The organism is Microcoleus sp. B3-A4 (assembly GCF_036705385.1).
Taxonomy (GTDB): Bacteria; Cyanobacteriota; Cyanobacteriia; order Cyanobacteriales; family Microcoleaceae; genus Microcoleus.
Genome location: NZ_JAUBUI010000013.1, coordinates 1 through 23,079, shown reverse-complemented (window position 1 = coordinate 23,079; position 23,079 = coordinate 1). Strand labels below are relative to the sequence as shown.

The following is a 23,079-nucleotide window of genomic DNA, read 5'->3' as shown; positions in this document are numbered from 1 at the left end:
AATTGCAGTTATTTAAATTTTTGATTTCGATCGTTTAGAGTTTATTTTGTGGAGGAAACTAATTTGTCTCAATCCTATCGAGTTGCCATTTTAGGAGCTACCGGTGCAGTCGGTGCCGAGTTGCTAGAACTATTGCACAGCCGGAATTTTCCGATTTCTAACTTGAAGCTGCTGGCTTCGGAACGTTCAGCAGGCACAACTTTGCCTTTTGGCGGTGAGATGCTGCCGGTCGAAGCAGTTTCGGCGCGATCGTTTGATAATGTAGATCTGGTGCTCGCCTCTGCCGGCGGCTCTACTTCTAAGTTATGGGCTCCGCAAGCGGTGGCAGCCGGGGCAGTGGTAATTGACAATTCTAGCGCTTTCCGCATGGATGCGACAGTACCGCTAGTGGTTCCAGAAGTCAATCCCCAAGCGGCGGCAGCTCACCGAGGTATAATTGCTAATCCCAACTGCACGACGATTTTGATGGCAGTTGCCGTTTGGCCACTTCACAAAGTTAGGCCAATACAGCGCATCGTTGTAGCGACTTACCAGTCTGCCAGCGGGGCGGGGGCAAGGGCAATGGAGGAAATGAAAGCTCAAGCAAGAGCAATTTTGCAGGGGGAAACACCCAAAACAGATATATTTCCTTACCCCTTAGCATTTAATTTGTTTCCGCACAACACCCCGATTAATGATTTAGGGTATTGTGAAGAAGAGATGAAAATGGTAAACGAAACTCGGAAGATATTTGGTACGGACGAGATTAAAATTACGGCAACTTGTGTGCGGGTTCCCGTACTGCGTGCTCATTCGGAAGCAATTAATCTAGAGTTTGCAGAACCTTTTAGCGCGATCGAGGCCAGGGAAATCTTAAAGCAAGCAAGCGGAGTTAAGCTGGTAGAAGACTGGCAAGCTAATTATTTCCCGATGCCCGCAGAAGCCAGCGGTAAGGATGAGGTGTTAGTTGGCAGGATTCGTCAAGATATTTCTCACCCCTGCGGGTTGGAGATGTGGCTGTCTGGCGATCAAATCCGCAAAGGAGCGGCTTTAAATGCGGTGCAGATAGCTGAGTTGCTGGTCCAAAAAAATTTGTTGCGAACCCAAGTGGCGGCGGCTTCTAATTAAGGGGAACCCTGGCAATTTGGAAATTGAAATTGGGGATTTTAGATAAACCTTTCATCTGAAATCAAAAATTTAAAATCAAAAATCAACAGTCTAAAATCGGAGAAAGTGTGGTAAAGTTTGGACGGGTTCTGACTGCAATGATTACGCCGTTTAAGGAAGACGGCAGCGTTAACTATGCGGTAGCAGAACAATTGGCAGTTCATTTAGCCGATCGCGGTACAGATAGCTTGGTAGTGTGCGGCACTACTGGCGAATCTCCCACTATGACCTGGGATGAAGAGTACGAATTATTTCAGGTGGTACAAAAGGCGGTGGTCGGTAAGGCGTTGGTAATCGCAGGAGCCGGATCGAATTCTACTTCAGAAGCAGTAGCAGCTACCCAAAAAGCAGCTAAACTCGGGTTAGACGGCTGTTTGCAGGTGGTTCCTTATTACAACAAACCCCCGCAAGAAGGTTTATACAATCATTTCCGGGCGATCGCGCAATCTGCTCCAGAATTGCCTATAATGTTATATAACATCCCCGGTCGCACTGGTCAGAATATGTTGCCGGAGACGGTGGCTCGATTGGCAGAAATCCCCAACATTGTGGCCGTAAAAGAAGCAAGTGGCAACTTGGATCAAGCAAGTCAAATTCGGTGCTTGACATCCCCTGAATTTGCCATCTATTCTGGAGATGATTCCCTAACTTTGCCAATGTTGGCGGTAGGAGGATCTGGTGTAGTTAGCGTAGCCAGCCATCTGGTAGGAGAGCAACTGCAACAGATGATCGAAGCTTTCGAGGCCGGTCAAGTTCAAGTCGCTACCCAGATTCACTTGCAACTTTTTGACCTGTTTAAAGCTCTTTTTCTCACCACAAATCCCATTCCCGTCAAGACAGCTCTCAAACTTCAAGGCTGGGATGTAGGCTCCACCCGTCCGCCCCTGTGCGATCCGCCCGTTGAGGTAACTCAAAAGTTAAAGGACGTACTCAATCAGCTAGCCGCAGTATCAGCTAGCAAGACGAGCGAGAACGAGTTTTCAGACAACTGAATATTGGTTGTTATCAGTCATTAGTTCTTAGTCATCAGTCATTAGTAATTAAGTGTTAGTAAGTAGCTAACAGTCAAGGATTAAAGACTGAAGATAGAAGAATGAAGGCCTAAGACAACTGACTGTACGGGATAGTAAAACCCGCCAGGGAGTTTTCCATAAATATTTGGAAAAATATCGCCCTACCAACGAACAGTAGACGAAAGACGAAAGGCGACAGACCACAGACTACAGACCACAGACCAATAACAAAAATAACTAACAAAGGATACGCATGATCAACAAAAATACAACTGCATCTGCTCTAAAAGTTATTCCCCTCGGCGGGCTGCACGAAATCGGTAAAAACACTTGTGTGTTCGAGTACGGCGACGAAATCATTCTTTTAGATGCCGGTTTAGCGTTCCCGACAGATGGAATGCACGGGGTAAATATTGTCCTCCCAGACATGACTTACCTGCGGGAAAACAGCCACAAAATTAAAGGTATGATCGTGACTCACGGTCACGAAGACCACATAGGCGGTATCCCTTATCACCTCAAACAATTTGAAATTCCGGTCATCTACGGCCCCCGTTTGGCGATGGCTTTGCTAGCCGGAAAAATCGAAGAAGCCGGAGTGTCTCACCGCACTGAATTGAGAACGGTTCGACCGAGAGATACTGTCAGAATAGGCAAGAATTTCTTAGTAGAATACATTCGCAACACTCACTCGATGGCCGACAGTTTTACTGTGGCAATTCACACTCCAGTCGGAATTGTGATCCACACGGGAGACTTTAAAATTGACCACACTCCTGTAGACGGCGAGCATTTTGATTTGCAAAAGCTGGCCGAGTACGGCGAGAAAGGCGTGCTGTGCTTGATCAGCGATTCTACTAACTCAGAAGTTCCCGGTTTTACCGCTTCGGAAAGTTCTGTGGCGCCGAATTTAGACAGAATTATCGCTCAAGCACCGGGACGAGTGATGCTGACGACTTTTGCTTCCTCGGTACACCGATTGCAAATTGTTTTGGACTTGGCTAAGAAAAACAATCGGTATGTCGGAGTGGTTGGCCGGTCGATGCTTAACGTCATCGCTCACTGCCGCAATCTCGGCTACATCAAATGCGAAGATAGTATTTTCAAACCGCTGAAAGAAATCCGCAATTTGGCTGAAGACAAGGTGCTGATTTTAACTACAGGTTCCCAAGGCGAACCGATGGCGGCGATGACTCGCATTGCTAACGGCGAACATCACGAACTGAAAATCAGAAAGGGCGATACTGTCATTTTCTCAGCTAATCCGATTCCGGGAAATACGATCGCAGTGGTAAACACGATCGATAAACTGATGATGCTGGGAGCACACGTGGTTTACGGCCGCGACAAAGGCATTCACGTTTCGGGTCACGGCTGTCAAGAAGACCAAAAGTTAATGATTAACATGACTCGTCCCAAGTTCTTCTTGCCGGTTCACGGGGAACACCGGATGCTGATCCAGCACTCCAAGACGGCTCAAAGCATGGGCATTCCCGCTAGCAATATGGTGGTTATTGACAACGGCGATGTCGTAGAGTTGACCGAAAATTCGATGCGAGTCGCTGGTCAAGTGCCTTCAGGAATTGAATTGGTAGATGCTTCTAGATCGGGGGTTGTTAAGGCGAACGTCCTGAAAGAACGCCAGCAGTTGGCCGGAGATGGCGTTGTAACTGTAGCGGCGGCTTTAAATTGGGAAGGCAAATTAGTTGCCAAACCAGAAGTTCACTTGAAAGGTGTAGTGACATCAGCCGATCGCGCGGAGGTGATCAAATTAATCACTCAAACCATTGAAACAGTTTTGAGCGATCGCTGGTCAGAATTTGTCAAACCCGCCACTGCTGACTCGCAAGTTGACATTGACTGGGTAGGAGTGCAAACCCAAATAGAAAAAGCAATTCAGCGGGTAATGCGCCGCGAACTGCAAAGCAATCCAATGCTAGTATTCCTGATGCAAATTCCTGAAGAAGCAGTGCGATCGGAAAAGGCAGCAGTATCTGCAGGTTCCCTGGAAGCACCTAAGCTATTATCCTCGCCATCATCGGCATCGCCATCATCCCCATCATCCCCATCATTGCCATCCCCTGCCAATCAGGTGACTGGCCGGCGTCGTCCCCGGACTGCTGCAAGGGCAGCTTCCTAGTGCGATAATCTCCTGACGTACTGCGAACAAAGAAATAAGTTTTAGGTTTGTAGTTGCGCTTGGACGCCCAAGCGCAACTACAAACCTAGATTTGATTTCATAAGTAGATCCACCTCAAAAAACGTCAGTATAGATCGACGTAACTCCTGATAGGAATTCCGGTTGTATTGGAAGGATTAAACCGCAGAGGGCGCAGAGGATACAGAGAAACGGAAGAGAGAGATGAATCATTCCGATGTCAACGGGTTTGATATGAGATCTCTCTTGCTAAGACATTTGAACTTGTCAAGATTGAAGAGTTGCGAATCGATGTATTTCAGGAAGCAGCTACTTACCAAATCCGGGATTTGTAAGATTTTCTCGGTTAGGGAAGGAGTAGTTTTTAAACCGTAAATAAACGCAAGGGAACGCAGATAGTTATTTAAATCTATCTGCGTTCACTTGCGTTTATTTTAAAATTAATCAGCCACCAGCAACAGCAGGAACAATGCTGACTTCATCGCCATCTTGGAGGGCTGTTTTTGAGCCATCCAAAAAGCGGATGTCTTCGCTGTTGACGTAGAAGTTGAGAAATCTGCGGGGTTCTCCCTTTTCGTCGCACAGGCTTTTTTTGATTCCAGGACAATTGGTTTCCAGCGATTCAATTAGTTCGGAAATGTTATCGCCGGCGCATTCGATGGTGGCTTGATTGTTGGTAAATTTTTGCAGGGGAGTGGGAATTAAAACTTTGACGGTCATTTTTTTAGTCCTTAGTCAGTAGTCATTTATTAGTTATTAGTCCTCAGTCATTAGTCATCAGTTAGCAGTCAGTAATCATCAGTCCACAGCTTAACAACCAATGACTAATGACTACCGACTACTGACTAATAGCTGTTAAACCGAAACTTGTTGCCATTCTAAGCGTTCGAGCGTGCGGGCGCGTTCTAGGGCGCGCTCGAACGCTTCTAGTTTCGGTTCGAGGGTGATGGGTTCGCCGATGTAGCCTTGAACTGCTTCTTGCGTTTTCAAACCGTTGCCGGTGATGTAAGCGACGGTGGTTTCATCGGGATTGATTTTACCTGCTTCTACGAGTTTCTTCAAGACTGCGATTGTCGTGCCACCTGCAGTTTCTGTGAATATGCCTTCAGTTTCTGCTAGCAGTTTCATGCCTTCGATGATTTCGGTGTCGCTGACGGATTCAATGTTGCCGTTGGTTTTGCGGGCGATTTCCAAGGCGTACATACCGTCGGCTGGATTGCCGATCGCGATCGACTTAGCAATTGTATTCGGTTTCACCGGTTTTACGAAATCACGGTCTTCGCGGAATGCTTGAGCGATGGGGGAACAGCCGTCAGCTTGGGCGCCGCTGAACCGAACTTTCTTTTCGTCAACTAAACCGACTTCGATGAATTCTTGAAAACCTTTGTAAATTTTTGTGAACAAAGAGCCGGAGGCGAGGGGAGCGACGATGTGATCGGGCAATTGCCAGCCTAGCTGTTCGGCAACTTCGTAACCGAGGGTTTTTGAGCCTTCGGAATAGTAGGGACGCAAGTTGATATTGACAAATCCCCAGCCATGTGTATTGGCGACTTCGCAACAGAGGCGGTTAACTTGGTCGTAGTTGCCGTGAACTGCCATGACAGTTGGATTGTAAATCAGAGTGCCGAGGACTTTGCCTGCTTCTAAGTCGGAGGGGATGAACACTACGCAGTCGAGTCCGGCGTGGGCGGCGATCGCAGCGGTGGAGTTAGCTAAATTGCCGGTGCTGGCACAGGATACCGTTGTGAAACCCAATTCTCTCGCTCTGCTGAGGGCGACTGACACCACTCTGTCTTTAAAGCTGAGAGTGGGCATATTGACGGCATCGTTTTTAATATAAAGATTTTTTAGACCGAGGCGGCGCGCCAAGCGGTGGGATTTTAATAGAGGAGTCATGCCGGTGCCGACATCGATGACGTTATCTGTAGCGACTGGTAAAAATGCGCGGTAGCGCCAGATCGAGTTGGGGCCGGCTTCGATGGTTTGGCGAGTCACGGTGCGGCGGATGGCGTCGTAGTCGTACTTGACTTCAAGCGGGCCAAAACAGCAATCGCAGACGTGCTTGGCTTGGAGTTCGTACTCTTCGCCGCATTCTTTACATTTAAGGGCTGTGAAGGTTGCTGCTGTGGATTGGGTTCTGGTCGCCTGGGTCATAGCTCAACTCTCTAGTTTTGCGATGTTTTCTAATTCTTGTGCAAGATTAGCACGGTCAATTTACCCCGTCAACCATACCCGATTTTTTTAGTCGGGATTGATTTTTCAGTTAAACAGTGGTGTATTTAACTTTGATATTTGGGCGGGCGGGACGCTCACCCCACAAGGATTTGACTTGTTTTCAGGATCGGGCTGGGAATCCAGATTGTCAGGCCCGCACGCGAGTCCGATCGAGCTCAAGGATGATTTGCCGACGAAATTGTTACAAAACTTAACAAATCTTTTTTGGGCTAAGAATTGGGAAGTCGTGCGATCGAACACAACTACAAAACCTCGAATTTTTGATTAACTGAGATGTTGCACCATTCTCAAGAACAGGCTTTCGGGCCTCTTCCACAATAAAATTCATCTCTTGTGGAAGAGGCCCGAAAGCCTGTTCATAAAAAGCTTATTGAGAATGGTGCAACATTTCAGATTAACCAACTTAGCCTACCCGCCGCTGACGGGAGGGATGAGTACAACTTCGTCGCCGTCTTGGAGGATGGTGTCGGGGGAGACGAATTCCAGGTTGAGGCCGAAGCGGGTGCGATCGCGCCATTGTTCTAATTGAGGATATTGGGCGATCGAGCTTTCGAGCACTTGAGACACTGGGGTTTCGGGAGGAAGTTCTAATGTAAGTTCCGAAACGCCGTAGGCTTCACCGAAGGCGGCGAACAGTTTAACTGTGACGGTAATTGAAGAGTCAGACACGGTAGTTTAGTGCGATCGACGGTTTGGCAATTATCAACTACACCATACAATTAATTAGGAATTAGGCGCGCCGAGGCTTAAAATTGAAAGCGGCAACCTCTAGTTAAGTTTTACCCCATCGGGTAAAGATGATAGTTGATTGCAGCAAAAACTCTTAACAGGATTGTATGCCGATCGCTATCACCAACCAGACGTTAGAAGCAGTTAGCATCCACTTAGATGCAGCTAGCTAAGGTCTAGTTGGCGGCTGTTGAGGCTCATGCGAGAATATTTTTTGAGGATGCGGTATAGATACTTGACAGTAATTGTGGGAGAGTACAAAAAGATCCCACTAAATTTAGCTGGCAACAACGCAGACAAGGCCCTGCCAACCCGCTTCTCCTGACCAAAAATCAGGTTATCTAGTGTGGCTTGGAATTGCCGAACTTTTGCGCTGCTTAGCAAGTTAGCCGTTCTATCTAGGAAGAATACTGAAGTTAACGCGATAGAAATATATGGCAAATAACGATTTTAAAGTGCTTCAAATTATTGAAGCTAAAGGCTGGTATGCCTTTGGGAGTACGAAGCAAAACCAGCACGTTGAGAGATGGGTAAGGCCTGTCGTGTGTTGGGTTTTAATAGAAGATAAAAAAAAGCGACGGGTTGTGACAGCTACCGCTAGCTATCAGATCCAGATTGACGACAAAGAAGTTGAGTTTTTTGCCCACGAAAGCGAAATTCAAGATCTGGAGAGTCTCCCGAAGTCTGTCTCGGTATCGGAATTTCTGAAAACAGAAGATTAAGAGAAGGGCAGAAGGAGATAATTTAACAAGTTATTAATTATTCCTTAGTGATTCCTTAAACTTGCTGTCGGATTCTATTGGAATTAGAGGCAGAAGCTCTAGATTGGGGACAGGGGGAAACGAGGACAGGGGGAGAATTTATACTTTTGCCTTGCCTTCTACATCTTGTCTCCAATGCCTTAAGTAGCCCAAAAAATAAAGAGGCCGGAAGATTGCTGGCAATGCCAACGCGCTTCCGACCTTGCTGAATAACAGGGTATGCATATGTTTTTAAAGTATGGCAGGCAGGCTTTTGAGATATCAAGAGGACTATTGCAATCACCCACTTTTGCTTTTAGGCTGTGTTTGCAAGGTTCATATCATTTTAGACTGAAAATTTGAAAAGTGAGAGGGGGAGAGGGTTACAGGTTAAGGATTCTAGCTATTTATCTGTAGCGGGTGCTACAAAAAATGGTGGCAGTTGCAGCGGACGATCGCACCTTCTCCCTAAATGGTGGACACTCAAAGCAGAAAGTTCGATCGCCCGCTGCAACTGCTGCGACTTTAAACCCCACTAGCAACAGGTTCAGGCTTCTGCTGTGGCATCCGCCGCCCCAGCAGGGCCATCCGCACGCCGCCGGCAGGCCCTAAAGTCACCCCTCGGCGTTTGGCCTGTACGGGCTTTTTCTCGGCCAATACTAGGTCGAAATCCCGCAAAATGGTTGCCAGCACGAGTTTCATCTCCAACTGCGCCAGCGCCAAGCCGATACAGCGGCGGCTGCCGCCTCCAAAGGGCAAATACTCATAAGGCGAGAATTGCCTCTCCAAAAACCGTTCCGGTTTAAATTGCAGGGGTTCTGGATACAAATCCTCCCGTCTGTGGGTCAAATAAATCGAGCCGATGACAACCGTGCCCGGTTCGAGTTGATGTCCCATCAGTTCCACGGGCGTGATCACCTCTCGCGCAAACGTCAGCATTCCCACCGGGTAAATTCGCAGCGTCTCCTGACAAACTGCACTCAGGTAAGGTAAGCGGAAAATCTCCATCGGGTCGGGATTTTCCCCCAAACTGTCCAATTCTTGCAGCAACTTCTGGCGCACCGAGGGCAAGTGGTGAATCCAGTAAAATGCCCAAGCTAGAGCCGTTGCTGTGGTTTCGTGGCCTGCAAACAGCAGCGTCATCAACTCGTCGCGTAATTCTTCATTGGTCATTGGTTGCCCGTTTTCGTCGCGCGCGGCCATCATTAAGCTGAGAATGTCGGTGCGGTTGGCGTCTGGTTGCTGTCTGCGTTCTTCAATTTCCGCGTCGATCAGTGCGTCAACTTTCCGCTGCCGCTGTTTCATGCGTCCCCAAGGACTCCAAGAGCCCCAATCTTGCTGCATCCAGCCGAAAAACAGTATGCTCGATCGCAGGGGAGAGTTGGTCATATCGAGGACTGAGGCAAGTAGGGGCCTGATCTCTTCCAATCGCGGCCCGTCATCCATGCCGAAGACAGCTTGCAAGATTACCCGCATGGTGACTTCCTGCATCGCGCTGCGGGCCACAAAAGGTCGATCGACCGACCATTTGCTGGCAACATCTTGAGCAATATCGCAAATTAGTTGGCCGTAATTCCGCATCCGTTCCCCGTGAAAGGGTGGCATCAATAATTGGCGCTCGCGTTTGTGCCTTTCTCCCGACAGCATAATCATGGATTGTTCTCCCATCAAGGGTTTTAGGATGCTGTTCAGGCGGCCTGGAGCGTGAAATGCGCTGCTGTTGAGCATCTCCTGGACAGCTTGGGGGTGGTGGATCATCACCAATGGTTTCCCGTTGTTCACTTGAGCTGTGAAAATGTCGCCGTATTGTTTGGCACATTTATCCATGAATGTCAGGGGATCGCCGATCCATTGAATTAGCTGCACAAGGGGTGGAGCTTTGGGGCCGTTAGGTAGTGTCATAGGAGTTACCGGGGTTTGGGTCACAGGACTTAGAAGTATCAACAAATCTCAAAGGGTTTGAAGGTTGGTTCAATCCCTGCCAACCCTTGTTTTTAAGGGGAGAATTGCGTAAGTCCCATCTCCAATAATTTTAATAGCTTATTCTCGAACGGTGCTCAAAATATCCTCTCCAAGCTCTGTAAAACGAACAGTTTTGATTTGCCAAGGAGCATAACTGGTTAAAGTTTGGCGCACGCCCCCGAACAAACCTAACATTTGACAACTGGACAGATTTTGCAATTTCTGCCGCGAATTTCCGGAGGCTCGCAGATCCACGGTAGCTATTCCGAGGTCGCGATCGATCTTGAGGCGATAACCAGCCAAACCAAGACTATCGAAAATCTGCTGCTTTAACACTTCATTAACCGCAGATGACATTAACTGGTTCTCTGGGCCTGTAACTGTTTCCGGCTTCAGAGTTTGACACAAATTATCTACCTTATAAACCGTAACGGTGGCAGTATTTTCTGAGACTGCTACACTGCCTAAAACTGAGGCAACAGAGTTAGAGGACTGCGTTAATTGACTCGATCGAGCCTCAATTTGATTTCCCGTTAGCTGTAGGTTTTGGAACTGAGGGGCGCTTGCTGAGAGTTGGCTCTGGTTTTCGGTTGAGGTAGCTGCATCTGAGCTAGAACAACTGCTACCGCCCATCAAAATTAACCAAACGCCTAAATATCCTAACTGTTTGCAGATACGGTTCATAGTTTTTAATACTTTACTAAACATCAGTGTATGGAGGGTAAATTTTGGTGGTAGAAAGCACTTAGACCCTGATTACACTCACTTAGAAGTATTTCCCGCAGTACGGAGATGAAAACAAGTTAAGAGTTCTTGTTAATACGTGGATTTTAGTGTTAGATCAGATAAAAGGGGTTTTACCCCTCACTGGTCTAACCAAGCAGTTTGCCTGTCTCAGCAGATCAAGCTTGCGACCCAGCTCGTAAGTGATATCAAATACCTTGTCAGTGGTGTGATGTACCGTTGCAACTCGATCCCTTCCAAGGTCTGAGGTGAAAAGCCTCTTTCCCGTTGGTAAAAGCCTGAGTTTGATTAGTAGTAATGAGGACAGAATTCCGACTTGCGCCCGCATTTTAAGCTCGGCTTCGGAGCGCTTTTTTAACAGCGCCGAAATCGCGGTTAGAGGGAACGTGCAAGTCGCGAACAATATCAAAACTTACGCATCAAGAGCAAAAAAACCGGGTTTTTTAACCAGGCATAAGGGCTGCAACGAAGTGTTTTCGTAAAAAAACCTGGTTTCTGGTCAAGTCGCCAAAAACATAATTCCCAAGTCAGCGGATCTGTAACGAACTGGCGCGTCAAGGGTGTTATGGCAGCATTCGGTGATTTTTGTCCCGAATCCCATAAAAAAGAGTGAACACATCATGAAACAGCAATTATTGACAAAAGTTTTGGCGACAACAGCGATCGTCCTCACCGGCCTGACGGTTGCTTCTCAACCGAGTTACGGTCGGCGAGGACAGGGGGAAAGTGGATTTTGGTGCAGTACCTCGACCGGTGCGCCGGTGACGGTGTACCAAAACGCTCAAGGTGCCGTAGAGCCTTGGATTGAGTGGACTTCCGATTATTTCTCCGGTTCTGGCTACGATCCGGTAACTCGGTGTCAATTAGTCAGCCAACGCCTCGAAACCTATCGCCGCCAACGAATGCTTAAGTACATTACTGCGGGCCAAATGAACGGCCAGAACGTCATCTGCACGGCGAATCAAGTCAATGGGCGGTGTCAAAATTTGATTTATACCCTCAGACCCGGCCAAGACCCGATCGGCTCTTTGTATAATTTGTTGGCTTGGCGGCAAGGATATGTCGGGATGGCCTCTTTTGATGAGACAAGTAAAATTCCTTACATTGATGTCAGCGAAAAGCTAGGGGAAAACACTGCCGATAGCGCGCAACTGCCCCCTTTTCCCCACCGTTCCGACAGCCTTAAAGATTGGCAAATTTTCCATCCCATCACCAATTCCAAGGATTGAGGTGGAAAACTTGGCGCGTCAAAAAGCGGTACGCATCCCGACGGGAATATCTTCTGGTTCTGGGACGATCGTCCGGCAGCAGGGCCAAACCTATATGGTGCTTACTAACTGGCACGTTGTGGCGATCCGACAATGGTCACCGACGACGGCCTCCTCCACCCACTGCTAGGAGTTCCGAGGCGGCTGGGCAATAGCGATCTGGCGATCGTTCAGTTTCGCAGCGCGATCGAGTATAAAATAACACCATTCAGCCTTGAGGCAGGAGCGGTGTCTGAGCCAATGCTTGCCGTCGGCTTTCCTGCGGGTGCTGAGGTTGGGGCTTTGGCGGTGACGCGGGCTTCGTTTCGGTGCTGCTACCCAAATCTTTGCCTCAAGGTTATAGCTTGGGCTATACAAATGAGGTTAAAATCGGTATGAGTCGCGACCCGATTTTTAATGCCAAAGGTTTCTTGATTGGGATTAACTGTAGGGGCAAGTATCGAGATCCAAATTTTGGCGTCTATGCTTTTGAATATGGAAGTGAACCAACAGCGGAATTATTGGAGAACATGGTTAAATCCAGTTGGGGAATTGCGATTAGTATATATTTGCAGTTCGCCTCGTTTCATCTAGGGAGTTATCGATGAATGTGTGGAGTTTGCGGTTTGACGCGCTGACAATCATCTTGACAGGTGCATTAACAGTGACGGCGGTTGTCAGCCAACAATATGCTGCCTGTGCCAAAACAGCAGAAGAAATTGCCCAGCTAGCGACGTTGACAACTGTAGAAGTCAACAATACGCTGGGTTTTTTGGCGAGTGGATCGGGAGTAATTATTGCCAAACAGGGTAATATTTACACGGTTCTGACAGCTAATCATGTGGTGGCAAGCCTCGCTCAAAAATACAGCATTCGCACTCATTTGGAGAAGGATTATGCTGCGATTAGAATACAGCGACTCCCGAAAAATGACAGGGATATAGACTTGGCTTTGATACAGTTTCAGAGCCGAGAACAGTATCCAGTAGCACCAATGGGCGAGTCAGAACGTGCTGTTGTCGGTTCTGCTATTTACGTTTCTGGCTATCCGCTGCCAATTTCGGGATTTGAACGAAAACTTGAGTTTACTGCTGGTATCATCTCTTCTCGGTTGGGCAGCGCCTCATCAGGATACCGTCTGCGCTACCAAGCTGTAACCAGGCGCGGGATGAGTGGCGGGCCTGTATTTGATGCTGATGGCAGGGTGGTAGGAATTCACGGTCAGGGAGATACTGTTGGCACAATTAGGAGCCAGTGGAACGGTCAGATTGAAGAGATAAAAACGGGGTTGAACGCGGCAATCCCGATCGAGGCTTTTAGGGAGTTGCTATCACAAAATAAGCATAACGGCTTTGATATTCTCAGCAATCTTTCTATCAGCAGCGACTCGGGTCAAAACCAACCGAATCGAGGTTATGGAGGATTTGTGTGCGATACCTCGACGGGCGAACCGGTGACTGTGTATCAAAATCCGCAAGGGTTCAGGGAGCCTTGGATTCGCTGGAATTCTAATTTCTTTTCTAGTTCTGGCTACGATCCTCTAACTCGCTGCCAACAAGTGACTCAGCGCCTTGAAAATTATAACCGTAATAAACAGCTAAATTATGTCACTGTGGGTATTGTAAATAACCAGAAAGCGATTTGCACGACTAGCCGCGTTAATGGGCCTTGCGAAGGTTTGATCTACACGCTGCGCCGCGATCAAGATCCGACTCCTGCACTTAGCAGTTTTTTTGTTTGGCTGGGGAATCAAAAGGCTGTGCCTTCTCTTTCTGAAAGCGGTACTGCGCTTTATATCGATGTCCGGGAACGGCTGGAACAATTTTAGATTTGAGATTTGAGATGGATTAGTAATGGGTAAACACAGAACCCCGACTTATTAAAAAATTCGGGGTTCTCAAACCACTACTTATTAGCTGAAAAAGTGAGATATTTTACTTATTTATCACTGACATAATAGAACTCATGATTTTTTGGAACACGGAAGCTATAAAATTACTCTTACATTAATCCAATTCAAATTTTTCCGGTATCAAGCATGACAGCAACTACCCCGCAGGCAACGTCAACAACGCCCGCTTTTTGCGAAGGCATTCAATATTTTTCTGAAACAGTCCCTGGTTTTGATACTTATGGGAAAACACCTGCGATCGCCGAGGGGAGCAAGTCGATCGCCGATCCTGCCGATCCCGTCGCCGTCTTTCAAACGATGCTGGGAGCAGACGCCCTGCGCTACCTGACGCTGCAAGTTACCGCTAGCAAGGCATCGGGACATCCGGGGGGTTTTGCTAGCCAAGCTGAGGCTTATGCCGCTTTGGTGATGCTCGGACACAAGAACATTGTCACCGAAGTCGGCCATCACGCCCCCGGCTTTTACAGCGCCATGTTTCTCGATCGATCTTTGGAAGATATGGGAATTTTCAACGTGCAGCAAGTGCGCGATAAATTCCGAGAAAAAGACGGTTTGTTAGGACATCTTTCCGGTTTCATTCCCGGCCTTTTAGCACCGGCCGGCCCCCTCGGACAAGGGCAGCATTTCGCAATGGCTGGAGCGCTTTTGCACCGGGAAAAACTGTTTGCTTTCACAATAGGCGACGGCGGCATGGGCGAACCCTATCCGATGAGCAGCATGGGGCATTTCCACACTGCTTATCCCAGCGTTACTAACTTTTTGCCTGTGTTGGTTTGGAACGGATATTCTCAGGAACATCACAGCATGGTTTCGACTAAAACTAATGCTGAAATGATTGCTTATTGGCAAGGCAACGGTTTTGAAGAAGTTATCTTAGTTGATGCTAAGGAATTTGACGATAAAAATCAACCCGAAGATTATGTTGACAGCACTGCTTTTTCGCTCGAACAGCGCATGGCATTTACCAAAGCTGTTTTACAAGGAGTTGACAAAGCGGCAAAATCTGCTCTCGGCGGCAAATTAACTGTGTTTATTATCAAACAGTTGAAAGGTGCCGGCGTCCACGCGCGCGGAGCAAAATCTCACAACCTTTATCCAAAAGATACGCTGGATGCTCCGCACATTATCAGTGCTTTGAAAGAGCGCGCTTTGACTGCTGCTGCTTGGGAGTTGGTGCGGACAAATTGCGAGCGTGCGGGCGGCGGGCCGGCGGCGAAAACAGTTGTTACTGAGTTTACATTGCCGCTGGCAGATTTAGGCGAATTGCCTTTAGAAGAATTTGCAGTTGGCGGAGAACCGAAGATTTCGACCACAGCAATGGGGGTTTTGGTAGGGAAAGTTGGCGAGCGCGATCGTACTTTTGTTGTCACTAATGCTGACGGCAATGAAGCATCGGCAATTGCCAATATCAACCAAGCTCTCAAAATTATTCACCCGACCACAGATGACCTGTACAATCAATCGCCCAACGGTCAAGTTTACGAACCTTTGAGCGAAGATGCTTGCGCTGGTTTAGCCGTAGGTTTATCGCTATTTGGAGCGCGGAGTTTGTGGTGTTCCTACGAATCTTTTGCCATCAACGGTTTACCAATTTGGCAAACTGTAACCCAAGCAATGGCAGAATTGCGCCGTCCAACTCCGGCAACTGTCACCTTATTTACAGCGGGTGCATTGGAACAAGGCCGTAACGGTTGGACGCACCAGAGGCCGGAAATTGAGGCTTATTTTGCGGCGATGATGCGGAACGGAAATGTGTTTCCTTTGTTTCCACCGGATGCTAACAGCATTCAAGCTTGTTATGAGTGGGCTTTGGCTGCTAAAAATAAGGGAGTTGTGATTACTGCAAGCAAGTCGCCACTGCCAATTCGCACTACTTTTGAACAGACTCGCCAAGGTTTGCAAGACGGTGCAATAGTGCTGCACGAAGTCGATTCCCCGCAAGCTCCCCACAATCAAGGGGGGAGCAAGAAAGTTGTGTTTGCAGTTGTCGGCGACATGACGTTAATGCCAGTGTTTGAAGCGGCGGCATTTTTGGAAACAGAAGGGATTGGAGTGCGGATTGTTTCTGTTGTGAATCCCCGGCGTTTGTACCGTCAAGGCGATGTTGCTTGGGATACTTGTTCGGAAGCTGACGGCGGCTTTTTGAGCGATGATAAATTTACCGAATTGTTTGGTGGAGATGCCTTGATTGGCGTGACAGGCGGTGCTTCTGGGATGTTGGAACCTGTGATGCTACGCAGCAATTGCAAGCGGGATACTTTCGCTTGGAAGCGGGGGGAAACTACTGCTAGTGCTGGTCAGTTGATGGCGTTTAATGGGTTAACTGCTGAGGCGTTGACTAAAAGGGCGATCGAGCTAGTTCATTAAGTTAGAATGTGAGTGAATGCCCCTGCCTGGTTTGTGCTGGGTAGGGGCTAGTAATATTTAAAATAGGATGGTGATACCTATGACAGCAAAAATTTTAGAAGAAATAGGTACGCTTGCAGAACAGCGATTGATTCTCCCCGGTTATTATACTTGGGAGCAATTTGAGGCGATCGCATCTTTGATGGCCGACTCTCCGGGTTTGCGGATAACTTATCTTGATGGGTGGATCGAGTTTATGACACTGGGTGAAGCACATGAGACAATCAGTTGTATTCTTAATTTTTTGCTACAACTCTACTTTTGTGAAATGGGGATTGAATATATTCCTGTAGGAAGCGCAACTCGCAGAGACCGGGCAAGAGATGTATCATTTGAACCTGACGAGTCTTATTATATAGGTTCAAGAAAAGAGCATCCCGATCTCGCAGTGGAGGTAACCATTACTAGCGGGAGTACTAATAAACTCGCTAAATATCTGCGACTTCGCATTCCTGAAGTCTGGTTTTGGGAAAATAATCAGTTGGCTGTGTATGGGTTGCGGGAGGATAATTATGAGCAAGTTTCAAGAAGTGAGTTGCTGCCGGAATTGGATTTAGAATTGCTGGTGCGTTGCGTTTTAACGCCTTCAAGAATTGAGGCAAGGACAGAGTTTCTTAATGGGGTTAGGCAGCAGTAATTTGGTCGATTAATCAAATTTACGCAACAAATTGGTTGATCTGCTATAATTGCAGGGTTAAACAGTGACTTTTTGTCAAGCGCAACCCAACACAGTAGAATAGCTAAGTATTCCTATTCTACAGAAATGGTTATACATAACAAAATTTAACACACCTTGAACTATGTCCCTGCAAGATGAAATTGATAAAACAAGGCAAGAAATTCGGACTGATGGCTACTCAATGTCTATTGGAGAGTGGATCAGCCTTTATGAAAATAGTGAGATCGATATCCATCCAGATTTTCAAAGATTTTTTCGTTGGTCCGATCACCAAAAATCAACCTTCATAGAATCGATTTTGCTAGGTATACCTATTCCACCAATTTTTGTTAGCCAAAGAGATGATGGTGTTTGGGATGTTGTAGATGGTGTTCAGAGACTATCAACAATATATGAATTTGTCGGTATTTTGAAAAAAGATGAAGCCGAAAACAATACACAGCCAGTACCTTTACAAAAAACTACATATTTAGCTTCTTTAGAAGGTAAAAAATGGGACGACCCAAACGATCGAGATAATTCTTTCACCCAAGCACAGCGTTTATTGATTAAACGCTCAAAAATTGCTGTCAATATTGTTCAGAAAGAAAGCGATGAAATGATTAAATATGAGCTATTTCAGCGACTGAATACAGGAGGTTCAGTTGCAACACCTCAAGAAGTGAGAAATTGCATTCTTTTGATGTTGAATAAAGATTTATATCACTTGATGCGTTCACTGGCAGATTATGAACCCTTCAAAAAATGCACTGCTTTAAGTGATAGACTCTATGAAGAACAGTATGATATGGAATTAGTATTACGTTTCATACTTTTATTTGATAAGGATGATATAAGCGTTAAAAAATTGGGTGGTGATGTTCACGTTTTCCTAACCGAAACAATGCGTAAACTTGCTTCTAATAAAGAGTTAGATTATCACCACATAGAAACCGCATTCAAGACAACATTCGATCTTCTTGATGAAACTATAGGTGAGGATAGTTTCAAGAAATATAAACCTGAACAAGACAGGTTTTTGGGTGGTTTTCTATTATCGGCATATGAAGTGGTAGCATTGGGAATCGGATACAACTATAAACATCTACCTCAAAAAAACCTGATATCTGATAAAATAAAAGGTATTTGGTCGCATGAAACTTATCAAACACGCTCGGGAGGAGGGTTCAATGCTACAAGACGTTTACCTTACCTGATTCCGCTGGGTAGAGAAGTATTTTCCCCCTAATGAGTATCCGAACTGCTGAACAATTAAGTGATAAGCTTTCCACCGATCTTGCTTGGCGAAAGAAGGAACTTTCGGAACTCAAATCCTTGGTAGAATCGAGAAAGGTTTCTTCTCAAAGGCATAGTGCGTTGATTCGGAGTGGAATATGTATTCTCTATGCCCATTGGGAAGGTTTTGTCAAATTAGCATCAAATAGTTACCTAGAGTATGTTGCGATGCAAAAGCTTCGCTACGATCAGCTTAGTAGCAATTTTCTAGCTCTGGCAATGAAGACAAAATTGAATGAGGCTAGAGACACAAATAAACCCTCATTATATATACCTGTTTGTGATTTCTTCCTTTCTAACTTAAACACTAAATGCTCTTTACCATACAAAGACAAAGATGCAATTTCTACTGCATCCAATCTGTCTTCTGACATTTTGAAAGAAATAACTTCTACTCTGGGAATAGACTTTTCCGTTTACTCTACTAAGGCAGTATTAATCGATATTAAGCTTTTGAAAACCAGAAATGAAATAGCACATGGTAACTATTTGACGGTTGACAGAGAAGAGTATATAGAGTTACACACAGAAATTATGGGAATGCTTGATATTTTTAGCAATCAAATTCAAAATGCTGCTGTCAATAAGGATTTTATGCGGAATTCACCTTAGACAAGTTATTTTTTTATAGTGGTTTGAAGCTTAGTCGCGGATGTACAATCGCCAATCCCAGCATTTAGTTCATTTCACATTTAATTACCGATACAACCAGATGTACGATCGAGCATAAGGGTAAAGTTGAGCCGACACGGACAACCATTGGCTCTCATAAACAACCTTTGCGCGATCGGCTCCAACGATTGGTTAGACTTGTAGGTGTAAAGTTACTAAATTATTCTGCTCTCTCTTCCTTCATCTGCGTGAATCAGCGTTAATCCGTTGTCATCTGCAGTCCGAGAAGTTCTCTTTTTTTAACCGCAGATGAGGGCAGATAAACACAGATTAACGCAGATGGATTATCTCAAGTCGGGTTGCACGATCCGTGATTTTTGGCGGGTAACTAGATTTGACGCCCGACGATGCTACCCGAAGGGAGAGTGCTAGAAGTTGTGTTGCGACGGGACATTAATATTGTATGAAATATCGGTCTTAATTTTATTGATTTTTTTCCCCGCACGCCATCAACCAAAAACTCATCATCGATCGATCGCCCGCAGCTTCAAACTTATCCCGCGAAACCAGATAGCTTTCTATTTCCGACTCTGAAATCACCCCCTGTTTGACCATTTGCAAAATGGGCCCGGAGTCCAGTAAAGGTTGGAACGCTTCAATTCCTATTATATCGCTGTGCCTGACAACCGCTTCTAAATCAACGCTAACAAACCCAGCTTCTTTGAGAATGCGGCACAGATTTCGCCCGACGCATAAATCGCCGCCCCGCGATGCTATCACCTGCTTGAATTTCTCCCTGACAATCTCGACTGACCAAGGCGGATTTGTCAGCCAAAACAGATCCGCATCGCTATCGATAATCACCAGTTTTCCGCCCGGTTTCAAGATGCGGAATATTTCTCTAGCTGCTGCGACGGGCTCTGGGAGATGAACGAACAGCAAACGCGCGATCGCAAAATCGAAAGTGTTCGCCGCCAAACCAGTATCCGCAACCGATGCTTGGATGCGCTCTACTCGATCGCCCCCTTTGTCCTGCAAATATGCTACTGCTTTTTCGTGCACTACCGGGTCAATTTCTACCGATGTTACCGGACTGTTTGGCAGCAATTCTAATAGTTTTTCTGTGAAAAATCCCGGCCCGCTACCCGCTTCCAAAACATTCATCCCGTCGGTTAAACCGAACCACTTTAAAGTGCGAGCTTCCTTTTCCCAACTGAGGAGAACTTGAGCTTTTAACCGCTGAATTTCTCCCTCCAATTCTAGATTGAACGTACTGGCTTGATACGAACCTTCGGCTACCATAAAATCATCCTTTTCCCTGCTTCGACACCTAGATTATAATAGAACTGCGCTTTAGCGCAATTCTCGTTGCGGACATCCCCAACCCCAGTTGGCGGACAGATGCAGGACGGGAGCCACGTAATTCCTCTATTGTAAGAAGATGACAGAGACAATTTTAGATTTGGGATTTTGAATGAGAATTTCAGCGGTTTAAAACCCCTAGTTTCAACTAGGTCACAAATCGAAAATCGTAAATCCCAAATCTAAAATGGGTTGACGGATTACCTAAACTGACGATGTTGTGTGGCAACAAATCAACTATGCCCCAGACTTTACCTCAACCGGAGAAACGAACATTTTTAGTTGTGGATGACCATGCGATGGTGTTAGGTGGCACGCTTAACATTCTGAAGCAAGAATATCCAGAGGCAGACATTCTGACGGCTCCGACGGCTCAGGCAGCCCTTCAGCAAATAGCGCAGACGACCCCGGATTTGGTGATTGTGGATCTGGTGATGCCAGAGACGATCGGCGAAACAGCTCAAGCGAATTCAGGGCTTCAACTCCTCAAAACGTTGATGGAGCAGTATCCGAGTCTGAATATTGTGGTGCAGAGTGCCCATGTTCGGACTTTAGTTTGGCTGAAACCGTCGATCGACAATCACATGGGTGGCTTCACGGTTGTTGATAAGAGCCAGCCGATGAAAGACTTGCTGGCAATGGTTGATTGGGCGCTGCACGAGCGGATTTATACACCCAGAGAGATCCGCAATGGGCTGCAACTCAAACCCGCCTGGATGCAGGTGTTGCAATTTGCTTTTCACGAGAGCTTACAGGATACTGCGATCGCCAAACGAATGAATGTTTCTGAACGCACTGTGCAGTATTACTGGACTAAGATTCGAGATGTGCTAGAGGTGTATCCTGATGATGATAAGAATCTGCGGATTCAAACGGAAGTGCGAGCTAGGGAAGAAGGATTGATTGATTAGTGATATCAAGTCTGGTTAATTACTTATAAATCCTGTAGGGGCATCGGGCATCGGGCATCGGGCATCGGGCATCGGCCAAACAGTCGTACAAAAGTATGATAACTATTCAACCGGACATTATTATGAAGCCCGATCGATGGCAAGCAGTGAAAGCGGGCGTCACGACTTGGGGACGAGGAGCGCTTCCAGGGGTGATGGTGATTGTCGCTGTGATGATGGCTAGATTGAGCGGTGCACTTCAGTTTTGGGAGTTGGTTGCGTTCGATCGATTTTTGCGTTTGCGTCCTCCTGAGCCAATGGATGAACGGATTGTAATTGTCGGCATCACTGAGGAGGATATTCAACGTGCTAGAACTTATCCGATTCCCGATCGCGATATTGCCGATTTACTCAAACGGTTGCAAACCTATCGACCGAGCGCGATCGGGCTGGATATTGTCCGCGATATTCCGGTGGAACCAGGTCATGCTGAACTAACATCGGTGTTTCGCAGCAGCAAGAATGCGATCGGAGTGGAGATTGCTTTGCCCGATCGCAGTGGCTTTACCGTCGCACCTCCGCCCGCGCTACCACCCGAACAGGTTGGCTTTGCAGATTTCGTACTCGATGCGGATGGCTACCAGCGCCGCAGTTTATTGGGTACTAACAACGATCGACAGGAATACCGTTTTTCCTTCGCAATCCGGCTGGCAGAGCGCTATTTAGCAACCCGAGGAATTAAGCTAGGTAATGGAATTCGCGATCGGGAGGCGATGCGCTTTGGCAGCATTGAATTTACCAGAGTGCAGCCAAACTCTGGCGGATATGTGGGGGCGGATGCAGGCGGCAACCAAATTTTACTGAATGTTCGCAGCGGGACAATGCCATTTCGCGTGCTTTCCCTGGAGCAAATTAAGGCGGGACAAGTAGATCCGAACTGGATTCGAGGCAAAATTGTGCTGATTGGGATGATGTCTTTTAGCGCGAAGGATCTGGCAAGTTCGGGGGCGATCGCAGGTATCAATCCCGGACGGATTTACGGAGTCGAAATGCAAGCCCACGAAACCAGCCAGATGATTAGCGCGGTGATCGATCGGCGGCCGTTGCTTCAGGTTTGGGGGGAGGGCTGGGAAACGCTCTGGATTGCGGTCTGGGGACTGTTGGGGATGAGTTTGGGACAATTTCTGCGATCGCCCTGGAAAATTTTGATCGGGCTCTTAGTCGCCAGCATTAGCCCGATCGCGCTCTGTTACTGGCTGATTCTTTTGGGATTGGAGTTTAGACTAAGCAGGTAAAAAAGTGCGATCGCCCAAAGACTGGCAAACGTCCATACAAGAACGGCAACGGTCGCTGGCGATCAGCTATGAGACTCAACCATAAGATCGGTGCCAGCGACCGTTGACGTTCTCTTTGAGGTTGCGGATGCTTTCTTAAAAAAAAACTGCCTGCGATAGTTTCAACAGACAGCATCAGGGTAGAAGATTGAGAATTTAGCTAAAAATCTCAAATCTACCTGCCATGAAGTTAAAACAATTACGAGAATTTCGTCAACTTGCTTATCAATGCCTCGGCAACGGTAAAGATGCCACCTTTGAACTAGCAGATGCAGTGATGACGACCCGCCACATCTCATGCTTAGGAGATTTAGCCCTAAATCCTTTGTTTCGGCGTCAGTGGTCGAGTGTCTATGAAGCACTACAAGACTGTAGGCCAGACCGAGACCAATTGATGCAACTATCTATCCAGCAGATGTCAGAGGTAGAACGTCCAGTATTAGCGATCGATCATACAGCATGGTTAAGACCCCATGCACGTACACTCAAAGAACGCACCTATGAACATCAACCCACAGCCTTACCCCACGGTATACCTGTTGGTATCGGTCAAGGATATAGTACGATCGCACTGATACCTGAAAGTAGTGGCAGTTGGGCGCTGCCGTTAAGACACGAACGTATTACGAGTTGGG

Annotated in this window: 22 protein-coding genes; 16 read left to right on the top strand and 6 right to left on the bottom strand. The window is 46.9% G+C overall.

Features of this window, described 5'->3' with window-relative positions; all coding sequences use genetic code 11:
- Window positions 1-63 precede the first annotated feature (63 nt).
- From QUB33_RS08560 to QUB33_RS08550, 3 genes are all read left to right on the top strand, one after another.
- A complete protein-coding gene (locus QUB33_RS08560; protein WP_333349427.1) occupies window positions 64-1,107 on the top strand; it encodes an aspartate-semialdehyde dehydrogenase in 1,044 nt (347 codons plus the stop codon).
- Between the two features lie 107 nt (window positions 1,108-1,214).
- Window positions 1,215-2,138, top strand: a complete 924-nt coding sequence (gene dapA / locus QUB33_RS08555) for a 4-hydroxy-tetrahydrodipicolinate synthase (RefSeq protein ID WP_190660532.1) — start codon at window positions 1,215-1,217, stop codon at window positions 2,136-2,138.
- Window positions 2,139-2,412: 274 nt separating this feature from the next.
- Window positions 2,413-4,299, top strand: coding sequence for a ribonuclease J (locus QUB33_RS08550; protein ID WP_333349425.1), 1,887 nt, complete (start codon window positions 2,413-2,415; stop codon window positions 4,297-4,299).
- 462 nt (window positions 4,300-4,761) lie between these two features.
- On the opposite strand, the gene QUB33_RS08545 is transcribed toward QUB33_RS08550, so the two are convergent.
- The 3 genes from QUB33_RS08545 to QUB33_RS08535 form a co-directional block, all read right to left on the bottom strand.
- The gene (locus tag QUB33_RS08545; protein WP_006632924.1) at window positions 4,762-5,037 is read right to left on the bottom strand and encodes a MoaD/ThiS family protein; all 276 of its coding nucleotides are present in this window, start codon (window positions 5,035-5,037) and stop codon (window positions 4,762-4,764) included.
- A 135-nt stretch (window positions 5,038-5,172) separates the two neighbouring features.
- Complete coding sequence (gene thrC, locus QUB33_RS08540) at window positions 5,173-6,471, bottom strand: threonine synthase (protein WP_333349423.1); 1,299 nt, start codon at window positions 6,469-6,471, stop codon at window positions 5,173-5,175.
- A 489-nt stretch (window positions 6,472-6,960) separates the two neighbouring features.
- The gene (locus QUB33_RS08535; RefSeq protein WP_190734652.1) at window positions 6,961-7,221 is read right to left on the bottom strand and encodes a MoaD/ThiS family protein; all 261 of its coding nucleotides are present in this window, start codon (window positions 7,219-7,221) and stop codon (window positions 6,961-6,963) included.
- 494 nt (window positions 7,222-7,715) lie between these two features.
- Between QUB33_RS08535 and QUB33_RS08530 the strand changes: the two genes are divergently transcribed.
- Complete coding sequence (locus QUB33_RS08530) at window positions 7,716-8,003, top strand: hypothetical protein (protein WP_333203057.1); 288 nt, start codon at window positions 7,716-7,718, stop codon at window positions 8,001-8,003.
- A gap of 543 nt (window positions 8,004-8,546) precedes the next feature.
- On the opposite strand, the gene QUB33_RS08525 is transcribed toward QUB33_RS08530, so the two are convergent.
- Window positions 8,547-9,923, bottom strand: a complete 1,377-nt coding sequence (locus QUB33_RS08525; protein ID WP_333349421.1) for a cytochrome P450 — start codon at window positions 9,921-9,923, stop codon at window positions 8,547-8,549.
- A 138-nt stretch (window positions 9,924-10,061) separates the two neighbouring features.
- Entirely contained in the window at window positions 10,062-10,667 is a 606-nt protein-coding gene (locus QUB33_RS08520; protein WP_333349418.1) for a hypothetical protein, read from the bottom strand.
- A gap of 680 nt (window positions 10,668-11,347) precedes the next feature.
- On the opposite strand from QUB33_RS08520, the gene QUB33_RS08515 reads away from it, so the two are divergent.
- From QUB33_RS08515 to QUB33_RS08475, 9 genes are all read left to right on the top strand, one after another.
- The gene (locus tag QUB33_RS08515; RefSeq protein WP_333349416.1) at window positions 11,348-11,956 is read left to right on the top strand and encodes a COP23 domain-containing protein; all 609 of its coding nucleotides are present in this window, start codon (window positions 11,348-11,350) and stop codon (window positions 11,954-11,956) included.
- A gap of 10 nt (window positions 11,957-11,966) precedes the next feature.
- Window positions 11,967-12,125 (top strand): hypothetical protein, encoded by a 159-nt coding sequence (locus tag QUB33_RS08510; RefSeq protein ID WP_333349414.1) that lies wholly within the window; start codon window positions 11,967-11,969, stop codon window positions 12,123-12,125.
- Complete coding sequence (locus tag QUB33_RS08505; RefSeq protein ID WP_333349412.1) at window positions 12,089-12,373, top strand: hypothetical protein; 285 nt, start codon at window positions 12,089-12,091, stop codon at window positions 12,371-12,373. Before QUB33_RS08510 ends, QUB33_RS08505 begins: the two co-directional genes overlap by 37 nt.
- Entirely contained in the window at window positions 12,370-12,582 is a 213-nt protein-coding gene (locus QUB33_RS08500) for a hypothetical protein (RefSeq protein WP_333349410.1), read from the top strand. The genes QUB33_RS08505 and QUB33_RS08500 overlap by 4 nt, the downstream gene beginning before the upstream one ends.
- A complete protein-coding gene (locus tag QUB33_RS08495; RefSeq protein ID WP_333349408.1) occupies window positions 12,579-13,802 on the top strand; it encodes a COP23 domain-containing protein in 1,224 nt (407 codons plus the stop codon). Before QUB33_RS08500 ends, QUB33_RS08495 begins: the two co-directional genes overlap by 4 nt.
- A gap of 210 nt (window positions 13,803-14,012) precedes the next feature.
- Window positions 14,013-16,253, top strand: coding sequence for a phosphoketolase (locus QUB33_RS08490; RefSeq protein ID WP_333349406.1), 2,241 nt, complete (start codon window positions 14,013-14,015; stop codon window positions 16,251-16,253).
- A 79-nt stretch (window positions 16,254-16,332) separates the two neighbouring features.
- Window positions 16,333-16,929: a Uma2 family endonuclease gene (locus QUB33_RS08485; RefSeq protein WP_333349404.1), complete on the top strand. Its 597-nt coding sequence runs from the start codon at window positions 16,333-16,335 to the stop codon at window positions 16,927-16,929.
- Window positions 16,930-17,092: 163 nt separating this feature from the next.
- Window positions 17,093-18,199, top strand: a complete 1,107-nt coding sequence (locus QUB33_RS08480; RefSeq protein ID WP_333349401.1) for a DUF262 domain-containing protein — start codon at window positions 17,093-17,095, stop codon at window positions 18,197-18,199.
- On the top strand, window positions 18,199-18,858 hold the full coding sequence (locus QUB33_RS08475; protein WP_333349399.1) for an MAE_28990/MAE_18760 family HEPN-like nuclease: 660 nt from the start codon (window positions 18,199-18,201) through the stop codon (window positions 18,856-18,858). Before QUB33_RS08480 ends, QUB33_RS08475 begins: the two co-directional genes overlap by 1 nt.
- Before the next feature lie 483 nt (window positions 18,859-19,341).
- On the opposite strand, the gene QUB33_RS08470 is transcribed toward QUB33_RS08475, so the two are convergent.
- Window positions 19,342-20,160: a methyltransferase domain-containing protein gene (locus tag QUB33_RS08470; protein WP_333349397.1), complete on the bottom strand. Its 819-nt coding sequence runs from the start codon at window positions 20,158-20,160 to the stop codon at window positions 19,342-19,344.
- A 299-nt stretch (window positions 20,161-20,459) separates the two neighbouring features.
- On the opposite strand from QUB33_RS08470, the gene QUB33_RS08465 reads away from it, so the two are divergent.
- The 3 genes from QUB33_RS08465 to QUB33_RS08455 all read left to right on the top strand — a co-directional run.
- Complete coding sequence (locus tag QUB33_RS08465; protein WP_333349394.1) at window positions 20,460-21,131, top strand: response regulator transcription factor; 672 nt, start codon at window positions 20,460-20,462, stop codon at window positions 21,129-21,131.
- A 95-nt stretch (window positions 21,132-21,226) separates the two neighbouring features.
- A complete protein-coding gene (locus QUB33_RS08460; protein WP_333349391.1) occupies window positions 21,227-22,405 on the top strand; it encodes a CHASE2 domain-containing protein in 1,179 nt (392 codons plus the stop codon).
- Window positions 22,406-22,628: 223 nt separating this feature from the next.
- Window positions 22,629-23,079: transposase (locus tag QUB33_RS08455; RefSeq protein WP_333349389.1), on the top strand; the 451-nt coding region annotated here is incomplete at its 3' end.